Source organism: Dialister micraerophilus (assembly GCF_947090205.1).
Lineage (GTDB): Bacteria > Bacillota > Negativicutes > Veillonellales > Dialisteraceae > Dialister > Dialister micraerophilus.
The window spans coordinates 47,104-64,887 of sequence record NZ_CAMUNF010000001.1; the positions used below are offsets into that span (position 1 = coordinate 47,104).

At 30.9% G+C, this 17,784-nt stretch carries 20 protein-coding genes and 1 other annotated feature; all 20 genes read right to left on the bottom strand.

Annotated elements, in window-relative coordinates:
* Positions 1-81: 81 nt before the first annotated feature.
* The gene (locus tag P6922_RS00215) at positions 82-837 is read right to left on the bottom strand and encodes a C40 family peptidase (RefSeq protein ID WP_276873370.1); all 756 of its coding nucleotides are present in this window, start codon (positions 835-837) and stop codon (positions 82-84) included.
* A 104-nt stretch (positions 838-941) separates the two neighbouring features.
* Complete coding sequence (locus P6922_RS00220; RefSeq protein ID WP_007554385.1) at positions 942-1,175, bottom strand: YdbC family protein; 234 nt, start codon at positions 1,173-1,175, stop codon at positions 942-944.
* 74 nt (positions 1,176-1,249) lie between these two features.
* Positions 1,250-1,708, bottom strand: coding sequence for a hypothetical protein (locus P6922_RS00225; RefSeq protein ID WP_276873371.1), 459 nt, complete (start codon positions 1,706-1,708; stop codon positions 1,250-1,252).
* Positions 1,709-1,710: 2 nt separating this feature from the next.
* Positions 1,711-2,130: a hypothetical protein gene (locus tag P6922_RS00230; protein WP_276873373.1), complete on the bottom strand. Its 420-nt coding sequence runs from the start codon at positions 2,128-2,130 to the stop codon at positions 1,711-1,713.
* Between the two features lie 11 nt (positions 2,131-2,141).
* Complete coding sequence (floA, locus tag P6922_RS00235; protein WP_007554370.1) at positions 2,142-3,122, bottom strand: flotillin-like protein FloA; 981 nt, start codon at positions 3,120-3,122, stop codon at positions 2,142-2,144.
* Between the two features lie 12 nt (positions 3,123-3,134).
* Entirely contained in the window at positions 3,135-3,857 is a 723-nt protein-coding gene (locus P6922_RS00240) for an NfeD family protein (RefSeq protein WP_276873374.1), read from the bottom strand.
* 161 nt (positions 3,858-4,018) lie between these two features.
* Complete coding sequence (gene serS, locus P6922_RS00245) at positions 4,019-5,323, bottom strand: serine--tRNA ligase (RefSeq protein WP_007554429.1); 1,305 nt, start codon at positions 5,321-5,323, stop codon at positions 4,019-4,021.
* A gap of 35 nt (positions 5,324-5,358) precedes the next feature.
* Positions 5,359-5,555: a binding site (T-box leader), on the bottom strand.
* Positions 5,556-5,629: 74 nt separating this feature from the next.
* Complete coding sequence (locus tag P6922_RS00250; RefSeq protein WP_276873377.1) at positions 5,630-6,871, bottom strand: serine hydroxymethyltransferase; 1,242 nt, start codon at positions 6,869-6,871, stop codon at positions 5,630-5,632.
* Positions 6,872-7,012: 141 nt separating this feature from the next.
* Positions 7,013-7,558, bottom strand: a complete 546-nt coding sequence (locus P6922_RS00255; protein WP_007554279.1) for a TIGR01440 family protein — start codon at positions 7,556-7,558, stop codon at positions 7,013-7,015.
* Positions 7,551-8,003: a ribose 5-phosphate isomerase B gene (rpiB, locus tag P6922_RS00260; RefSeq protein ID WP_276873379.1), complete on the bottom strand. Its 453-nt coding sequence runs from the start codon at positions 8,001-8,003 to the stop codon at positions 7,551-7,553. The genes P6922_RS00255 and rpiB overlap by 8 nt, the downstream gene beginning before the upstream one ends.
* Positions 8,004-8,063: 60 nt before the next feature.
* Positions 8,064-9,101 (bottom strand): L-threonylcarbamoyladenylate synthase, encoded by a 1,038-nt coding sequence (locus P6922_RS00265; protein WP_007554400.1) that lies wholly within the window; start codon positions 9,099-9,101, stop codon positions 8,064-8,066.
* A gap of 170 nt (positions 9,102-9,271) precedes the next feature.
* Positions 9,272-10,138, bottom strand: coding sequence for a peptide chain release factor N(5)-glutamine methyltransferase (prmC, locus tag P6922_RS00270; RefSeq protein ID WP_276873381.1), 867 nt, complete (start codon positions 10,136-10,138; stop codon positions 9,272-9,274).
* The gene (gene prfA / locus P6922_RS00275) at positions 10,131-11,210 is read right to left on the bottom strand and encodes a peptide chain release factor 1 (protein WP_007554333.1); all 1,080 of its coding nucleotides are present in this window, start codon (positions 11,208-11,210) and stop codon (positions 10,131-10,133) included. The genes prmC and prfA overlap by 8 nt, the downstream gene beginning before the upstream one ends.
* A 99-nt stretch (positions 11,211-11,309) precedes the next feature.
* Positions 11,310-11,561 carry a type B 50S ribosomal protein L31 gene (locus tag P6922_RS00280; RefSeq protein ID WP_035062775.1) on the bottom strand — a complete coding sequence of 84 codons (252 nt, stop codon included), beginning with the start codon at positions 11,559-11,561 and terminating at the stop codon, positions 11,310-11,312.
* A 102-nt stretch (positions 11,562-11,663) separates the two neighbouring features.
* Entirely contained in the window at positions 11,664-11,987 is a 324-nt protein-coding gene (locus P6922_RS00285) for a thioredoxin family protein (RefSeq protein WP_007554275.1), read from the bottom strand.
* 13 nt (positions 11,988-12,000) lie between these two features.
* On the bottom strand, positions 12,001-13,416 hold the full coding sequence (locus P6922_RS00290) for an Rne/Rng family ribonuclease (protein WP_276873384.1): 1,416 nt from the start codon (positions 13,414-13,416) through the stop codon (positions 12,001-12,003).
* Positions 13,417-13,444: 28 nt separating this feature from the next.
* On the bottom strand, positions 13,445-14,560 hold the full coding sequence (gene rodA, locus P6922_RS00295; protein WP_007554305.1) for a rod shape-determining protein RodA: 1,116 nt from the start codon (positions 14,558-14,560) through the stop codon (positions 13,445-13,447).
* Positions 14,561-14,563: 3 nt separating this feature from the next.
* On the bottom strand, positions 14,564-15,430 hold the full coding sequence (locus tag P6922_RS00300) for an AAA family ATPase (RefSeq protein WP_276873386.1): 867 nt from the start codon (positions 15,428-15,430) through the stop codon (positions 14,564-14,566).
* Positions 15,431-15,432: 2 nt separating this feature from the next.
* Positions 15,433-17,298 carry a penicillin-binding protein 2 gene (gene mrdA / locus P6922_RS00305; RefSeq protein WP_276873388.1) on the bottom strand — a complete coding sequence of 622 codons (1,866 nt, stop codon included), beginning with the start codon at positions 17,296-17,298 and terminating at the stop codon, positions 15,433-15,435.
* Complete coding sequence (gene mreD / locus P6922_RS00310; protein ID WP_276873390.1) at positions 17,295-17,783, bottom strand: rod shape-determining protein MreD; 489 nt, start codon at positions 17,781-17,783, stop codon at positions 17,295-17,297. Before mreD ends, mrdA begins: the two co-directional genes overlap by 4 nt.
* Position 17,784: the final 1 nt, after the last annotated feature.

Here is a 17,784-nt window from a genome sequence, read left to right on the forward strand (position 1 = left end):
AATTCACTGAAACTTAATATCAGATTTAACAGTTTCATATTTAATTTTTGAAAATTATAAAAGAAGGTTATTAACCTTCTTTTATAAAACTCTGGACGCGCCTATATATCTGTCATGCCAATATCCGTTTTTCATAGTTGCAATAGCTATACCTTGACTGGTAGTTGCACTTATAAAATCTCCCGAACCGATATAAATTCCTGAATGAGATACACCTTCATCATAAGTATTAAAAAATACCAAATCTCCCGGTCTCAAAGAATTTATATTAATTTTATTACCCCTTTCAAATTGTTCATCTGCAGATCTGGGTAAATCAATACCTTGACGATTAAATACATACTGAATAAAGCCTGAGCAATCAAAACCTTCCGGAGTAATACCTCCAAATCTATATGGAACACCTATATACCGTTTAGCTTCTTCAGTTATATTTTTTACTTTACCTTTTAAAACACCGGCCTCTTTCCACCTTACGATGTGATCATCAATCCCGTATATATTTTCAGTATTATGAAAAACATTCTTATTCGTATGCTTATTTTTTATATTTTTTTTATTCGGTATATGCTTTCCTACAAGAGCAAAATATGTTTCTTCTCCTATTATTCCGTCTACTTTTAATTTTTTTCTTTTCTGAAAAATTCTCACAGCATTTTCAGTATCTTTTCCATATTTTCCGTCAATTTCAATTTTTATACCTTGTTTAACTAATTTTCTTTGAATTAATTTTACAATTTCACCGCTATTACCAATTTTATAAGCAGAATTTCCTATATACCCTGTGCCAAACACAAGTGCTGTAACAAAAACTGCAATAATACATTGTTTTTTCATTTGTGTTTATCTCCTGAATATCAATAATCTTTCTTATAAATAATAGCACATTATTATTTTTTCTTCTATTTTGCAATTAAAAAAATCGCCATCAGGCGACTTTTTTAATATTTGTCAAAATCCAAATTATTTAAAATTTCTTTTAAATTTAACAATTCTTCCTTTGTCAACGTTATACCTTTTGTCATCTTCTCATGATTTTCATCCCATGATCTAATATCAAATTTGGGTTCACGTTCATTCCAACTCGTATAAGTTAACTGCTTTTTCCATCCATTTGAGCCGATTGACAAATCTCCCAACTCTTCTTCTATAGTAATAGTAATTTGTGTTGCCATTAATTTCACCTCAACTTTATGCATTTTTATACTAGCACATATTTAATTAAAAAATCAATGTTAGTTAACATAAATTAATTATTTTCCCTAATCTCTTTTTCAATATTTTTTTGAAATTTTTGCTTGTCTTTTGCTGATAAATAATTTAACAAAACAGAAAATTTAACTACCCCTCCATCTATTCGTTTACCTAAATACAAATCTTTCCAAGAAACAGATACACCTGCAATTTCATTATATGAAAGCTTTTCATATTTAGGTAAAATTTTCCAATTTTCATTAGAAGGCATAATAAATAATACATTTTCACAAAATAATACAATCGGAAGATTTAATATACATATTCTCCATAATGATATTAATACAATAATTAATTCAACATAATAATTATGTTGATAATTATTATATATATAGTTTATACAATAAGCCGAAACAACTGAATAAAACAATGAAGCAACTATCCTTACAGATTTTTTTCTATACATTTGACGAATCACTATACAGGTTTTAAACACTTCATATAAATTTTCCATTTTTATCTTTCAACTCTTTTTTGTGCAATAAAAGGTCGTTTACTTCTTGGTTCATTGAAAATGCTGTCATAAACAATCCATTTCTTCAAATTTATTTTTTTATTCTTATGTGAATTTATTTCATTGTTATTTAAAATCCGCAAATTCACATAATTTCTTTTTTCTTCTTTAAATTTATCTTTTTCTGCAAAATTATAAATATTTTTTTCTTTTTGTTTTTCTTCTTGTTTTTGTTCTGAAGTTTTATCCCACGATTTTTTTATAATGTTCCTTACTTTTTCATAATCATAATTTTTCCCATAATTTTTAATTTCATATGATTCTTTTTCTTTGTTTTCTGAATTTTTATTTTTTTTAATATATACATTTACAAAAACAAATGCTAACCATATAAAAATTGCTATAACCATTTCAGTCGACATACATTTCACCCTTATAATAAATCATGAGTTGTATCATTTTCAGCAATTGTATTACGCATTTTTGTATCTGCATTAATATTTTTTAAATTATAATAATCCATTACTCCCAAATTACCTTTTCTAAGTGCTTCAGATAATGCACGAGGAACGTCCGCTTGAGATTCTACTACTTTTGCTTGCATTTCTTGTGTATATGCACGCATTTCTTGTTCTTTAGCAACAGCCATCGCACGTCTTTCTTCCGCTCTCGCTTGTGCAATTTGCTTGTCGGCTTCCGCTTGATCTGTTTGTAATTGTGCTCCTATATTTCTTCCTACATCCACATCAGCTATATCAATAGAAAGTATTTCAAATGCTGTTCCGGAATCTAACCCTTTCCCTAAAACGGTCCTTGAAATATGATCCGGATTTTCCAACACATCAGTATGCTTTTCAGATGATCCCACCGTAGTTACTATACCTTCCCCTACACGAGCAATAATTGTAGCTTCACCTGCACCCCCAACCAATCTGTCTATATTTGCACGTACAGTTACTCTTGCACGCACTTTCAATTCAATACCGTTTTTCGCTACTGCAGATATTGTGGGCGTTTCGATAACTTTCGGATTTACACTCATTTGAACAGCTTCCAATACATTTCTACCTGCCAAATCAATTGCAGCCGCTTGTTCAAATGATAATAAAATTTGTGCTCTATGAGCGGCAATTAATGCATCAACAACATTATCAACATTTCCTCCTGCCAAATAATGTGCTTCCAATTGATTTACATTTAAATTCAATCCGGCTTTTGTCCCTTTTATAAGCGGTAAAACAATCATGCGAGGTTGTACACGTCTTAATCTCATTCCTACAAGATCAAACAATGAAATTGAAACTCTTGATGATAATGCTGAAATCCACAACCCCAAAGGTATAAAATTTAAAAATACAACTATAAAAAATACAAAAAATACAAAACCTATTCCGGGTACTAAAAATATTTCCATATATGCCCTCCTTTAAAAATTATCTAATCTTACAACAACTTGGCTGCCATTAATATTTATTACCGTTATTTTTTTATTGACTTCAATAAAATCACCGTCAGATATAGCATCAAATATAACTTTATCAATTTTTACTTTTCCTGTCGGCCTTAAAACAGTAGCGGTTATTCCTTGCTTGCCTATATATTTATTCAAATCCAACGATGATGATTTATATCCTTTGGATGAACTTAAAATTACCTTTTGTGAAAGTTTATCCCATAAAATACTTTTTGACATTCTCTTTAAAAGAATGTATGCAACAATAATCGAAAATGCAAAGCCGGCAAAGACTATATAAAACGCATATAAATTTGCTCCTAAATTTATATATAATCCCATACATATGCACAAAATACCTGCCATTGAAATCGCACCGGTAAAAAAAATTAATAAATCACAAAATAATAAAATTATTCCCGAAAAAAACAGTAATATATCCCACATGTAAAGTAGTTCGCTTCCATGTATAAAAAACAATATACTTCCCGAAATAATTGCAACAATACCGGCACCTGAAAATCCCGCTGTTTTTATCTCAGCAAAAATAGATATAAAAATTACTGAAACAAGTGTTATTTCCATTATAAAATTATTTGTAAAAATATAATCATTACCTGAAAAAGCAAGTATTTTCATGGGAAATAAAATACTTGTTAATAACACTGTAAGTAAAAATATTTGTATTTTATGCATTAACCCTCCAAACATACTTTTTATTACTCTAATTATACTATATTTATAAGTTTCAAACTACAAAGTAATTATAATTAGTACGTTTGATTATATTCTAAAAAAATGACCCCCGAAAATTACATATTAAATCGAAATTCAGAGGTCTGATATAATTAGATTATTTATTTAATGTTTGAACTTTTGTAACCCTTTAATGCACTGATTACTTTAATATTTTTCATATAAGGACGAAGTTTTTCCGGAACGGTAATTGAACCGTCTTCATTTTGATAATTTTCCATTATTGCAGCAACAGTTCTTCCTACAGCAAGTCCGGATCCGTTTAATGTATGTACAAACTCCGGCTTGGCTCCTTTACATCTGCGGAAACGAATATTGGCACGTCTGGCTTGGAAATCCAAACAATTTGAGCAAGACGATATTTCTCTATATTTATTTTGTGCCGGCATCCAAACTTCAACGTCATAAGTTTTTGATGCTGAGAATCCTATATCTCCGGTACATAAACATACTACTCTATATGGTAAATTTAATTCTTGTAAAACTTTTTCAGCTTCATTTGTTAAAGACTCCAATTCATCTTTGCTGTCTTCAGGTTTACAATATTTAACCATTTCAACTTTTTGGAATTGATGTTGACGAATTAATCCACGTGTATCTTTTCCGGCAGATCCTGCTTCTTTTCTAAAACACGGTGTAAGTGCAGTAAAATGCACAGGAAGTATACTTTCATCTAAAATTTCACCTGCAAAATAGTTAGTTAAAGGTACTTCTGCTGTAGGTGTCATATACATTGTTTCCCCTTCAACTTTATACATATCTTCCGCAAATTTCGGAAGTTGTCCTGTACCTTGCATTGAAGATTCATTAATAATATACGGAGGAATAACTTCTGTAAATGTACCTTCTACAGTATGAAGATCCAACATGAAATTATAAACTGCTCGTTCTAATTTAGCTATTGCATCTATATAAAAAGTAAATCTTGCTCCTGAAACTTTCCCTGCACGTTCAAAATCCAGCATCTTAAGTGATTCACCCAATTCATAGTGTGCTTTTATAGGAAAATCAAATTTGCGCGGAACACCCCAACGTCTTATTTCAGGATTTTCACTATCATCTTTACCTACCGGTACCGATTCATCTACAATATTAGGAATATGAAGTAATAGGTTATGTAATTCTTTTTCGATTTTATTTAAATCTATATCTATTGCAGAAATTTGATTACCTACTTTACGCATTTCTGCAATAGCTGCAGATGCATCTTCACCTTTCTTCTTAGCTATTGCAATATTTTTACTTTCTATATTTCTTCTACTTTTTAATTTTTCGGTTTCTTGCAATAATTCACGTCTCTTTCGGTCAAGTTCCAAAACTTTATTTAAATCAAAATTATTATTTCGATTTATCAAATTTTCCTTTACAAGGTCAAAATTTTCTCTTATAAATTTCAAATCAAGCATTTTAATCTCCTTTTGCAAACAAAAAAACCTCGCCTCATTGGGACGAAGTTATCGCGGTGCCACCCATATTCGGAAATTTAATAAATTTCCCTCATTGATTTTATAACGAAATCACTCGTTCGATTCTTCACCGACTGCTCCTGAGCGGATCTCTTTTTTACGGATACAAATTCTCACCAAACATTTGCTCTCTTAAAACTTTCAAAAAGATATTCTCATTCATCGCTTTCAAGGTAATTATAGACTATATATCAATTTTTGTAAAGAAATAAGGTAAATGAATAAAATAATTCATTTACCTTTATTTTATAATTTTTCATACATAGGATATTTCTCACACAATTTTTTTACACGTTTTTTACATTCAGATTGTTTTTCTTCATTTTCAGAATTTTTTAAAGATACAGATATAATATCTGCAATTTCAATAAAATCTTTTTCATTTAACCCCCTTGTAGTAAGTGCTGCGGAACCTAATCGTATTCCACTTGTAACAAAAGGACTTAAAGTTTCAAAAGGAATTGTATTTTTATTGCATGTAATTCCAATTTCATCTAAAATATTTTGTGCTTCTTTACCAGTAATACCAAGCGATGTCAAATCTGCCAAGAGAACATGTGTGTCCGTTCCGCCGGAAACTACTCTTATTCCATTTTTTTGTAATGTGTCAGATAAAGCTTTTTCATTTAATTTTACTTTTTTTGCATAAACTTTAAAATCATCTTGCATTGCTTCACCGAATGCTACCGCCTTAGCTGCTATAACATGCATCAACGGTCCGCCTTGCATCCCCGGAAATACAGCTTTATCTATAAGTTTTGCATATTTTCCCTTACACAATATTACTCCACCTCGAGGCCCTCTAAGAGTTTTATGAGTTGTAGTCGTTACAATATCAGCCCATTTCATAGGATTAGGATATTCATCTCCTGCAACCAAACCTGCGAAATGTGCCATATCCACCATAAATAAAGCATTTACAGATTTTGCAATATATGAAATTCTTTCAAAATCTATTATTCTTGAATATGCACTTGTTCCACCTATGATAAGTTTAGGATTTACATCTTTAGCAGTTTTTTCCAAAGCATCATAATCAATTAATTCGTCATCTTTACGTACTCCATATGGAATAACATTAAAATATTTTCCGGAAATATTAACAGGACTACCATGAGTTAAATGTCCACCGTCATTTAAATTCATTCCCATAATCGTATCCCCGGGATTAAGCATAGCATAATAAACAGCAAAATTTGCTTGTGACCCTGAATGCGGTTGAACGTTTGCATGTTCTGCATTAAATATTGTTTTTACTCTATTAATTGCAAGTTGTTCTACTTTATCTACATATTCACATCCGCCATAATAACGTTTTCCCGGATATCCTTCAGCATATTTATTAGTAAGAATACTTCCTTGTGCCTCCAAAACAGCTTCACTTACAAAATTTTCAGAAGCAATCATTTCCAATTTATCACGTTGGCGTGTTAATTCTTCTTTTATACTGAAAAAAATTTCAGAATCTAATTTTTTTAAATTTTCCATATATAAAAGTATCCTTTCTTAATAAATTGTAATTTATAGTAAATAAGATAGTAACAGTATATCATATCATTAAATTAAAAACTTACTCAAAAATAAAATGACCTCGAAAATTTTACTCGAGATCATTTTATTTTAAATCAGTTATTGTTTGGTATATCTTGCACGTTCTCCACCCACAAGCATAGGTCTTGTTCTTGCACCGCAAACCAATGCTTCACCGATTTTATTATTTTTCAATCTTATCGGAACTGCGACACGTTTTAAATGCATTCCTATCATTGTCAATCCTATGTCCAATCCTCCATGAGCTTTAACACTCATAACTGCAACAGGATCTTCAAACATTTCATATGCATTTGTAGAAAATGCTCCACCGGCATGAAGCCACGGAACTACTGAAACTTCTTCCAAATTATATTTTTCAGCTGTTTTTCTTTCTACAATTAATGAGCGATTTAAGTGTTCACAACACTGAAAAGCAAGCAATAAACCTTTTTCTTCCGCCGCTTTCATCAAAGTTGATACAACTGCGGTGCCTATTTCAAAAGAACTGTCTTTACCGATTCTTCCTCCTCGTATTTCGCTGGATGAACCACCTATAACTATCAAATTACCTTTCTTAAAATTTGATACTTGACAAAGTTCTTCAAAAGCAGCTAAACTTTGTTTTTTTAATTCTTCATACATGATTATGGCTCCTTTCTATTTGTCTGATTTTTTCAAGACGCCTTTCATGTCGACCACCTTCAAACTTTGAATTTATAAATGCGTCTAAAATACTTACTGCCAATCCGGGACCTATTACTCTTGCTCCTAATGCCAATACATTTGCATCATTATGTGCTCTCGTAAAATGCGCTGAAAATTCATCACTGCACAATGCAGCTCTGATTCCATTAATTTTATTTGCTGTAATTGACATTCCTATTCCTGTACCGCAAATCAATACGGCGTAAGTAACTTCCCCTGATAATACAAGTTTACATGCTTTCTCTGCATAATCAGGATAATCACAAGATTCTTGAGAATCAGTTCCACAATCAATATAGGGTATTTTTAATTCTTGTAAATGCTTGATTAATTCATTCTTTAATAAAAATCCCCCATGATCTCCGGCTATGGCAATTTTCATAAATGCATTCACCTCTTTATATTTTTATAAAAAATTAATGTTTCTGACTATATAATACTTCTATTTCTCTACAAAAACAATATGCTGACCTGAAGCTTTTTTCAATCTGTTCATAATTGCCATACCAATTCCTTTATTATCTGTACCTTCTCCAATGATTTGATCAATTTTTTGGGAATTGAAAAACAACAGTCCTTTAAACAAATTTCTTGCCATGCTTTTTTTATCGGAACGTTTACCCCAGCAAAATACTATACTGTTTTTCGGTAACTTTTCTGCTGTTTCTTTACTTACAAAAAATCCATATATTTTATCATTTTCATTTGAAACTTCAAGTATAGATTCTTCAACTTTATTCTCATTTCCTACATAAATTTCCAATGGAGCCGACGGTGCATAATGTCTATATTTCATTCCGGGAGCTTTCGGTTTTTCATTACTCTTTTTTAATGCCGTATCTAAAGAAGTTGGTGCTAATTCCGATAACATTTCTTGAGTAATTGCACCGGGACGATAAATTATTATTTTTCCTTCATTTACCGCAACAATAGTAGATTCCAAACCTATCTTACTGTCACCGTTATCTATTACCGCATTTATTCTACCGTCTAAATCGTTCAAAACGCTTTTTGCATATGTAGGACTCGGTCTAGTCGATATATTTGCACTTGGACCTGCCAACGGAACTTTCGCTGCACGAATTAATGCTCTTGTTGCATTGTTATCTGGACATCTTATAGCTACTGTATCAAGCCCACCTGATGTTTCATAAGGTATAATATCTTTTTTTTCAAATACTATCGTTAAAGGTCCCGGCCAATATAAATCCATTAATTTATGTTCCAAATCATTTATATTTTTTACAAAATTTTTCACTTGAGATTTATCTGCAACATGAACAATTAAAGGGTTATCTGATGGACGACCTTTAGCTTTATAAATTTTTTTTGCTGCTTTTGAACTTAAAGCGTTTCCCCCAAGTCCATACACTGTTTCTGTTGGAAATGCTACAAGTCCGCCTTTTCTTATTATGTATCCTAATTTATTAACCAAATCGGAATAATATTTTTTATTTACATTTATTTTTTTTGTTTTCATTAATTTTCTTTCCGCAAAATTTCACTCTTATTTTGCTTTTAATAAATTCACTCTTATATATTGTATATTCACTTTATATCTTCACTCAAATATGTGTTTAAGTCAACAATATTTAAACAAATAAAAACAGATTCTTTATAAAAAAAGAATCTGTCGAGGTTTTATCAATTTTATTTTCGTATACAATAAACGGCTCTTTCTATATTTCCATAATCTTTAATTATTTCAAAATCGGTAAAATATCCTGTTGATTCAAACATTTCTTTTACAATCAAGCTTTGATGAATTCCTACTTCAACAGCTAAAAATCCGCCTGAATTTAAAAATTTTTCTGCATTTTCCGCTATTTTTCTATAAAAATTTAATCCGTCTTTACCTCCATCTAAAGCAATCAACGGTTCATTTTTAACTTCTTTTTGTAAAAATTTAATATCGTCTGTAGGTATATATGGAGGATTACTGAATATACCGTCAAATTTTTCACCTTTTTTTAAAGCGTTAAAAAAATCTCCCTTTCTTAATTCTATTCTATTTTCCAATGATAAATTTTTTATATTTTTCTTGGAGATTTCAATAGCATCATCAGATATATCAATACCTACACCTTTTGCATTTTTACAATATTTTAAAAAACTGCATATTATTGCTCCGCTTCCGCATCCTATATCAGCCACAAACAGTTCTATATCATTTTTATGAATTTGTATAACTTTTTCTACCCATGTTTCCGTATCCGGTCTTGGAATTAAAACCTTATCATTAACAAAAAATTTAAATCCCATAAAATCTTTTTCGCCTATAAGTGTTGCTACTGAAAAACCATTTATTCTATTTTGAATAAGTTTTTTAAATTCTTTCAATTCATTTTTATTAACTATTTGTTCAAAATCTGTATATAAATATATTCTTGTCTTTTTTAAAACATATGATAAAAGAAGTTCCGCATCCAATCTTGGGGTTTCCAATTTATGCTTTTTAAAGTATTCAGTTGTCCAATTTAGTAATTTTTTTATTGTCCAAATTTCTTTTTCAACCATTACCTTCCCCTTCTTTAATTTTGAGATTTAAATCTGCCTCTATCAATCGATCTATAATCGGTTCCATATATCCGTTCATAAAACTATCCATTTGATAAACTGAAACGCCTATACGATGATCTGTAATTCTTCCTTGCGGATAATTGTATGTACGTATACGTTCAGATCTATCTCCTGACCCTACTTGTTCTTTTCTGTTTTGAGCAGTTTCACTTTTAGTTTTACGTAAAGCTTCATCATAAAGTCTGGCTTTTAAAATTTGCATCGCTTTTTCTCTATTTTGTCTTTGATCTCTTTCATTTTGACAAGTTACTACAATTCCTGTAGGTAAATGTGTTATACGAATTGCCGATGAAGTTTTATTTATATGCTGTCCGCCCGCTCCGGATGCTCTATATACATCTACACGTATATCTTCTTTAGATATTTCTATATCTACATCTTCAGCTTCCGGAAGTACAGCAACTGTTACTGCTGAAGTATGTACTCTGCCTGAACTTTCCGTTTCAGGAATACGCTGCACTCTATGTACTCCGCTTTCAAACTTCAAAATAGAATATGCATTATGACCGTCTATAGTACATATAACTTCACGATATCCGCCAAGATCCGTTTCATTCATGTCTACAATAGAACATCTCCATTTTCGATGTTCTGCAAATTTTAAATACATTTTTAAAAGATCTGCTACAAATAGTGCAGCTTCATCTCCACCTGTTCCAGCACGAATTTCCAAAATTACATTTCTGCTATCATTCGGGTCTTTAGGAATTAAAAGTAAGTGAAGTTGATGTTCTAATTTTTCTATCTCTTTTTCCGCCTCTTTTAAATCTTCTTTTGCCAATTCAAAAAGTTCTTCTTGATTTTTATCATTTAAAATTTCAAGTGCGGCATTTTTGGTTTCAAATACTTTTTTATATTGTCTGTATAAAGTTACAATTTCACCCAATTCTGCATGTTCTTTTGAAAATTTTCTCCATTTTTCTTGATTTTCTATTACAGACGGATCACTCAATTTATCTTCCAGTGTTAAATATCTATTTTCAATTCCTTGTAATTTCTCTGTATTCATACTTTCCCCCATACAATATAATTCTTTTTTAGTATACCAAAAAAACTGCTAAATATACAAAAAACAACAAAATAAAAAACAGGGCTCTTACCCTGCTTCTTATTCTGCTGTTTTTCCATAACGTTTATTGAACTTTTCAATACGTCCACGAGCTTTACCGAAACGTTGCTGTCCTGTGTAGAACGGATGAGATTTACTACTGATATCAATATTAATCAGAGGGTATTCATTACCATCTTCCCATTTCACTGTCTGTGCAGACGTAGCTGTAGAACGAGTCAAAAATGAATAATCAGCACCGGTGTCGCGGAAAACGACTGGATGATAATCCGGATGAATTCCTTTTTTCACTTCTTGCACCTCACTTCTTAACATAGATAATTCTTACTGATTATAACAAAATAAATAATTCATTGCAAGACACTACATATATATTATTTACAAATCAAAATTCTATTTTTTCATAAAATTTTCTATTTCTTTTATAAAACTGTCTTTTGCATGATAACCGATTATTCTTCCCAACTCTTTACCGTTTCTATAAATAACAAATGTAGGAAATCCTTGTACTTTAAACGATTGTGCCAATTCTGGAAGTTCTTCACTATTTAATTTAAAAAATTTCATTCTTCCGCTATACATCTCTTCAAGTTTCTTTAATGTCGGTTCCATAACTTGGCAAGGACGACACCATGCTGCCCAAATGTCCAATACTGTCAATCCTTTTTCTGAAAATACATATGCCTCCAAAGCTTCTTTTGAATGAATGTCTATCATAGCTTCTCCCCTCTTAATCTTTATTAAGTAAAATGCTATAAACATCTCTATGTAAACTTTTATTTTCTTTTATAAAAATTTTTTTACCGAATTCTTTTTCCCACAAATCTATGTACTTTCTCAAATAATTTACAACTTCAACCTGACACTCAATAGTTAAATCAAATGACGAATTTCCTGTTTTTCTCATAAATTCCAAATCTTTATGAATTTTGTTTGAAATTCGCTTTAAAGTGAAAACTTTACCTACTCCGCCACAAACAGAACAATCATCATAATATTTATATAATAAACTATGTACTGTTCGTTCTCTGGTCATTTCTACAAGTCCTAACGATGTCATTCCGCAAATAACCGTTTTTACAAAATCTTTTTTTAATTCTTTTTTTAAATATCCTATCAACTGCTCTCTTCGCTTTAAATCTTTCATATCTATGAAATCTATCATAATGATTCCGCCGATTCCACGAAGTCGAAGTTGTCTTGCTATTTCACAAGCAGCTTCTTTATTTACAAAAAATGCTACATCTTCATGTGACATATTTTTATTAAATGAGCCTGAATTTACATCAATTACAGTAAGAGCCTCAGCATAATCAAAAATAATACTTCCTCCCGACTTCAGCTCAATTTTCCTTTTGTATAACTTTTGAATTTCATCTTCAATATTAAATACTTCAAATAAAGGTTTTTTCTCATTATAAAAAGTTATAGTTTTTGAATATTCGGGAAAATATTCTGATATTAACTTATTCATACGATTGTATGTAGATTTATCATCAATAAGAAGTTTTTTTATATCTTTATCTAAATAATCTCTAATACATCGCATTGATAAATCACTATTCCTGTATAGAAGTCCAGGATTTTTTTCTCTTTTAAATCTTTTTTGCACAACATCAGATTCATAAATAAGTTTTTTTAGCTCTTTCAGAAAAGATTCTACACTTGTTTCAATTGATTCAGTTCGAATAATCGCACCATATCCTTCAGGAAGTATTGTTTTTGTAATATTTCTGAATTTCTCTCTTAAATCTTCATCATGAATTTTTTTTGATACTCCGATATAATTTGTTCCTTTTATAAGAACTGCATATTTCCCTTTGAAAGAAATTTTTTCAGTTACAAGAGGACCTTTTGTATAAGTACTTTCTTTTTTTATTTGAACTAAAAGAGTCTCCCCCTCGGTGGGTAATGTATCACGATTTATAATATCATCATAGCGCAAATAAGCATTTTTACCGCCACCGATATCCAAAAACACTCCGTTTATTGAATTTACTACATTTTTTACTATACCTACGTATATTTCTCCGGCAACTTCTTCTGATGAATTATCTTCAATAATCAAATCATTTAAAATTTCATCTTCTACTACGGCAAGCATAGATTCTTCCGAACTTACACTTAGTAATAAATATTTATTCATATACAATCGCTTTCATTTCTAAATAAAATCAATCAAACATCAACTTTTTACGCCGTAAATATATATTCATCAAAAGTCCCACACAAAGTAAATTCATTACCAATGCGCTTCCTCCATAACTCATAAAAGGAAGAGGAATTCCTGTAACCGGCATAATTCCGAGTGTCATTCCTACATTTATGAAAACTTGAAACAACCACATAGAAAATATTCCACACGCAATTAAACTTCCAAATGAGTCACCGGATGCTTTAGATATAGAAATCGCTCTATATAGCAAAACAAAATATAAAAACAATATAAGTATTGCTCCGATAAATCCTAATTCTTCTCCTATTACTGAAAATATAAAATCCGTATGATTTTCAGGTAAAAAATTTAATTGACTTTGTGTTCCTGCAAATAATCCTTGTCCTATAAATCCTCCGCTTCCTATAGATATTTTTGATTGAATTACATGGTACCCTGATCCGAAAGGATCTACATTAGGATTAAAAAGTACCATAATACGCATTTTTTGATAAGAATGTAACACAAAAAACCATATAAACGGCATAACCAACATTAATCCTAAAAGTGCTCTTTTAACAAGTTTCATTTCAAGACCGCATATAAAAAGCATTCCCATGGTTATAGCGGCAAAAACTAAACTTGTACCTAAATCGGGTTGAATAAAAATTAATAAAGTAGGTGCAAACATAAGTGCAACTACAGGTATCAAGCTTTTCCACGTCTTAAATCCTTCAGGATGTTTTGATAATAATTTTGCCAAAGATATTATCATAAAAAACTTAGCAAATTCTGACGGCTGCAAAGTAATCGGACCTATTTGAATCCAACGCTGTGCACCTAATGCACTTGTTCCGGCAAATTTAACTATCAGTAAAAAAATTAAATTTATAACATATAGCCAATTTGACCATTTATAAAGAATTTTATAATCAAAACGCAAAGTAAAAATAGAAAATATTATTCCTACAATCAAAAATACACCTTGCTTAATGACAAAATCAAATTGCCCGGGCTTATCCGCGATATTGGCATGAGTTGCACTTCCTATTATCAGTAAGCTTATAAATACAAGTCCAAGTACGGTAAAAATCAATGTACTGTCAACTCTACGTAGATACCGTATTAAATACATTAATTACCACCTCCGTCTTCGCCATTTATAGTTTGTTCCTGCATAAATTTTAGATTTATTATAGATTTTAGGTTCACTTTTTAAAAATATTTCTTTTTTTAAATAATTTATATTATCTTTTTCAGCATCATTCAAAATTTTTTCCCATATATCAAAATCTGTAGTTTTCCCATAAACAAGATAATCCGTGATTTTATTTATAGAATTTGAAAAAGCACCCAAATCAACAAATTCCGATAAATTTCCACTTTGATAAGACTTTTCAGCTTTAATCGAATATGGTATTGCAGCTAAAAACAAATCTTGATTTATAGAATTATATAATTCTTTAAACGATATGCCTATTTTATCAATATTTTTCATCCTATTTAATATAAAAAATACAGATGAAGAGGATTTCAATTCAAGTAATAACCGTTCTGCCGAACGCTTACTTGTCCACAAGGGTGCCATTACAACAAAAATTTTATGAGAATATTTTTCTGCTTCTTTTAATTCAAATCCTATTCCCGCAGGACAATCTAATATTACAACGTCATATAATGCAGAAACATCTTCAATTACAGCATCTACAGAACCTGAAAAAAGCTCATTCCATCCCTCTTTTACCGTACCCGGTAAAAAATCTAAATTTTCATTTACTTTAAGTATGGCTTCTTGTGCAAAACACTTACCTTGTGCCAAATCCCAAAAATGATATAAAGATTCACTCTCCAAACCCAACACAATATCCAAACTTCTAAGCCCCATATCTCCGTCTATAAGTAATGTTTTTTTACCTTTTTTTGCAAAACTTATACCTAATGAAGCAGCCAATAAAGTTTTTCCTACTCCACCTTTACCGGATACAACTGATATAACTTCTGCCATTATTAATTCCCTCCGGTATCAATTTTGTAATCTTTTTTCTTATTCTTTGCATAATCACCAATATGAAAATATGCATCCATCATCTTTTTTACAACTGGAGCGGCAGATTGCGATCCAAATCCGCTATGCTCAAAAAATGCAACAACAACAATTTCAGGTTTATCAAAAGGTGCATAAGCTATAAACCATCCGTTGTCAACAACGTTAGTTTCTGCAGTACCGGATTTCCCGGCAATAGGTATCGGATAATTATTAAAAATAAATTCCCCTGTACCTTCTTTAGTCATAACTTTTCGTAAAGCTTCACTTATATAACCTAAATTTGTTTTTGATACCGGAATTGAGCCTAAACTTACCGGTGCAAAAATTTTCATCGGTGTTCCATCAAGATTATCAATTCTACTTACAACATACGGTTTATATCTTACTCCACCGTTGGCAATGGCAGAATAAACCATTGCCATTTGAATAGGAGTTGTCAATGTGTAACTTTGTCCTATAGATGCATCAAAAGTTTCCCCCAAATACCAATCTTGATGAAAAACTTTAAGTTTATATTCCTCACTTGCAACATTGCCTTCCGATTCTCCATCCAAATCAATACCTGTTTTTTTACCGAGACCGAACTCTCCTGCCATTTTAGATAACCTATCAATACCGGTTCTTCTTCCCATTTCATAAAAATATACATTATCCGATTTAGCCATAGCATCATAAAAATCAATCCATCCGAAAGCTTCCCCCTCGGCATTTCTTTTATCTATAATCCAATGTTTACCGTTATCATAAATTTTTTCATCCGGCGTCATAACCTTAGATTCCAATGCAGTTGCAGCAGTAATTACTTTAAAAATAGAACCAGGAGCATACATTGATGAAACAGCTCTATCTTGAAGAGGATGATTTTTATTATTAATAATGTAATTCCATTCAGATGACTTAATACCTCTACTGAACATATTGGGATCATACGTAGGCCAACTTACCATAGCCAATACTGCACCTGTATTAGGATCTACCGCTATAACTGATGCACCTGTAGGGGAAACGCCCATTCCGTTCAATTCTTCAACTTGTGCTTCAACTGCATCTTCGGCAGCTTTTTGGAGTTTTGCGTCTATAGTCAATCTTATATTTTGTCCGGAAACAACCTCTTCACCTGTTATGTAACGAACAGGATGTCCGGCTGCATCTACTTCTACTTTTTTTACTCCGTTTTTGCCCTCCAAATATTGATTATATTTTTGTTCCAAACCTGCTCTTCCTATAATAGCTGAAGATTTATACGGATTACCGTTCTTATCACGATCTTCATTACCGGCCTCACCGACATAACCTAATATTTGAGCACCGGCAGACTTAAAAGGATATATTCTTATAGGTGCAATTTCAATTTCTATTCCTGGAAATTCATCTTTTCTTTCTTCAATTTGTGTGGCAACATCTACACCTACATTATTTACAAGATAGATTGCACCGAAATTGGACTTATAATCTTCAATTCTTTTCTTTAAATCATCGACTGAAACATGTACTAAGTCAGATATTTTTTTCAATTCTTCATCTTTTATTTGAATACCTTGTCTATCTACGGGTATGGTTATACTGTAAGACGATTTGGAACCTGCCAAAACTATACCGTTTCTATCATAAATAACGCCTCTTGCCGCCTGAACCGGTAAATGTCTTATTCTGTTTCCATCCGCTTCACTCTTGTAATAAGATGCATCAATAACTTGCATAAAAAATAAACGCAATCCCAATATGCAAATTAAAATCACTGCAGTATAAATTAAATTGGAATAACGTGATTCTTCTCTTTTTTTTAAAAGACTTTCCAAAATTAAAGGTACATGTTTACGATTCACCAACGAATCTCCTTCTCTTGTTTAAATTTCCATAACAATTTATGTAAAAAAAGAGCAATCAATCCATTACATAAAACAAACGGCACACCCAATACTAAATAATAATAAGTTAAATAATTATATCCGCTTTGCCAAACAATAAAACTTGACATAAGAAAATAAACAAAACTTCCTATCAAAACTGAAATAAAAGAAACATACCAATGTTTATTATATTTTTCTTTTATAAATTGCACTATAAACCATGAAATAATTACATATGGAAATATATGTAGTCCAAAAAAATTACCTATTATCAAATCTTGAATTAATCCAAATACAACAGCAAAAGCAAAAATTTCTTTCTTCTCAAAAATTAAAGAAAAGATAATCAATACCGTCAGAAATATATCCGGCTGCCATTTACCGAATAAAAGTAACGGTAAAAAAGAACCTTGCAAAAAAAACAAAACTACAGAAATACTGAAAAGTTTCCAATAATTCATA

Bases quoted from the DNA above. Each gene is read 5' to 3' on its own strand.
- P6922_RS00215 (WP_276873370.1), bottom strand. From the start codon at position 837: ATGAAAAAACAATGTATTATTGCAGTTTTTGTTACAGCACTTGTGTTT.
- P6922_RS00285 (WP_007554275.1), bottom strand. From the start codon at position 11,987: ATGATAGACATTCATTCAAAAGAAGCTTTGGAGGCATATGTATTTTCA.
- prmC (WP_276873381.1), bottom strand. From the start codon at position 10,138: ATGGTTGAAAAAGAAATTTGGACAATAAAAAAATTACTAAATTGGACA.
- prfA (WP_007554333.1), bottom strand. From the start codon at position 11,210: ATGAATACAGAGAAATTACAAGGAATTGAAAATAGATATTTAACACTG.
- P6922_RS00300 (WP_276873386.1), bottom strand. From the start codon at position 15,430: ATGGCAGAAGTTATATCAGTTGTATCCGGTAAAGGTGGAGTAGGAAAA.
- P6922_RS00250 (WP_276873377.1), bottom strand. From the start codon at position 6,871: ATGGAAAATTTAAAAAAATTAGATTCTGAAATTTTTTTCAGTATAAAA.
- rodA (WP_007554305.1), bottom strand. From the start codon at position 14,560: ATGTATTTAATACGGTATCTACGTAGAGTTGACAGTACATTGATTTTT.
- P6922_RS00230 (WP_276873373.1), bottom strand. From the start codon at position 2,130: ATGTCGACTGAAATGGTTATAGCAATTTTTATATGGTTAGCATTTGTT.
- P6922_RS00265 (WP_007554400.1), bottom strand. From the start codon at position 9,101: ATGAAAACAAAAAAAATAAATGTAAATAAAAAATATTATTCCGATTTG.
- rpiB (WP_276873379.1), bottom strand. From the start codon at position 8,003: ATGAAAATTGCCATAGCCGGAGATCATGGGGGATTTTTATTAAAGAAT.
- serS (WP_007554429.1), bottom strand. From the start codon at position 5,323: ATGCTTGATTTGAAATTTATAAGAGAAAATTTTGACCTTGTAAAGGAA.
- floA (WP_007554370.1), bottom strand. From the start codon at position 3,122: ATGGAAATATTTTTAGTACCCGGAATAGGTTTTGTATTTTTTGTATTT.
- P6922_RS00220 (WP_007554385.1), bottom strand. From the start codon at position 1,175: ATGGCAACACAAATTACTATTACTATAGAAGAAGAGTTGGGAGATTTG.
- P6922_RS00225 (WP_276873371.1), bottom strand. From the start codon at position 1,708: ATGGAAAATTTATATGAAGTGTTTAAAACCTGTATAGTGATTCGTCAA.
- P6922_RS00290 (WP_276873384.1), bottom strand. From the start codon at position 13,416: ATGAATAAATATTTATTACTAAGTGTAAGTTCGGAAGAATCTATGCTT.
- P6922_RS00255 (WP_007554279.1), bottom strand. From the start codon at position 7,558: ATGTATGAAGAATTAAAAAAACAAAGTTTAGCTGCTTTTGAAGAACTT.
- P6922_RS00240 (WP_276873374.1), bottom strand. From the start codon at position 3,857: ATGCATAAAATACAAATATTTTTACTTACAGTGTTATTAACAAGTATT.
- mreD (WP_276873390.1), bottom strand. From the start codon at position 17,783: ATGAATTATTGGAAACTTTTCAGTATTTCTGTAGTTTTGTTTTTTTTG.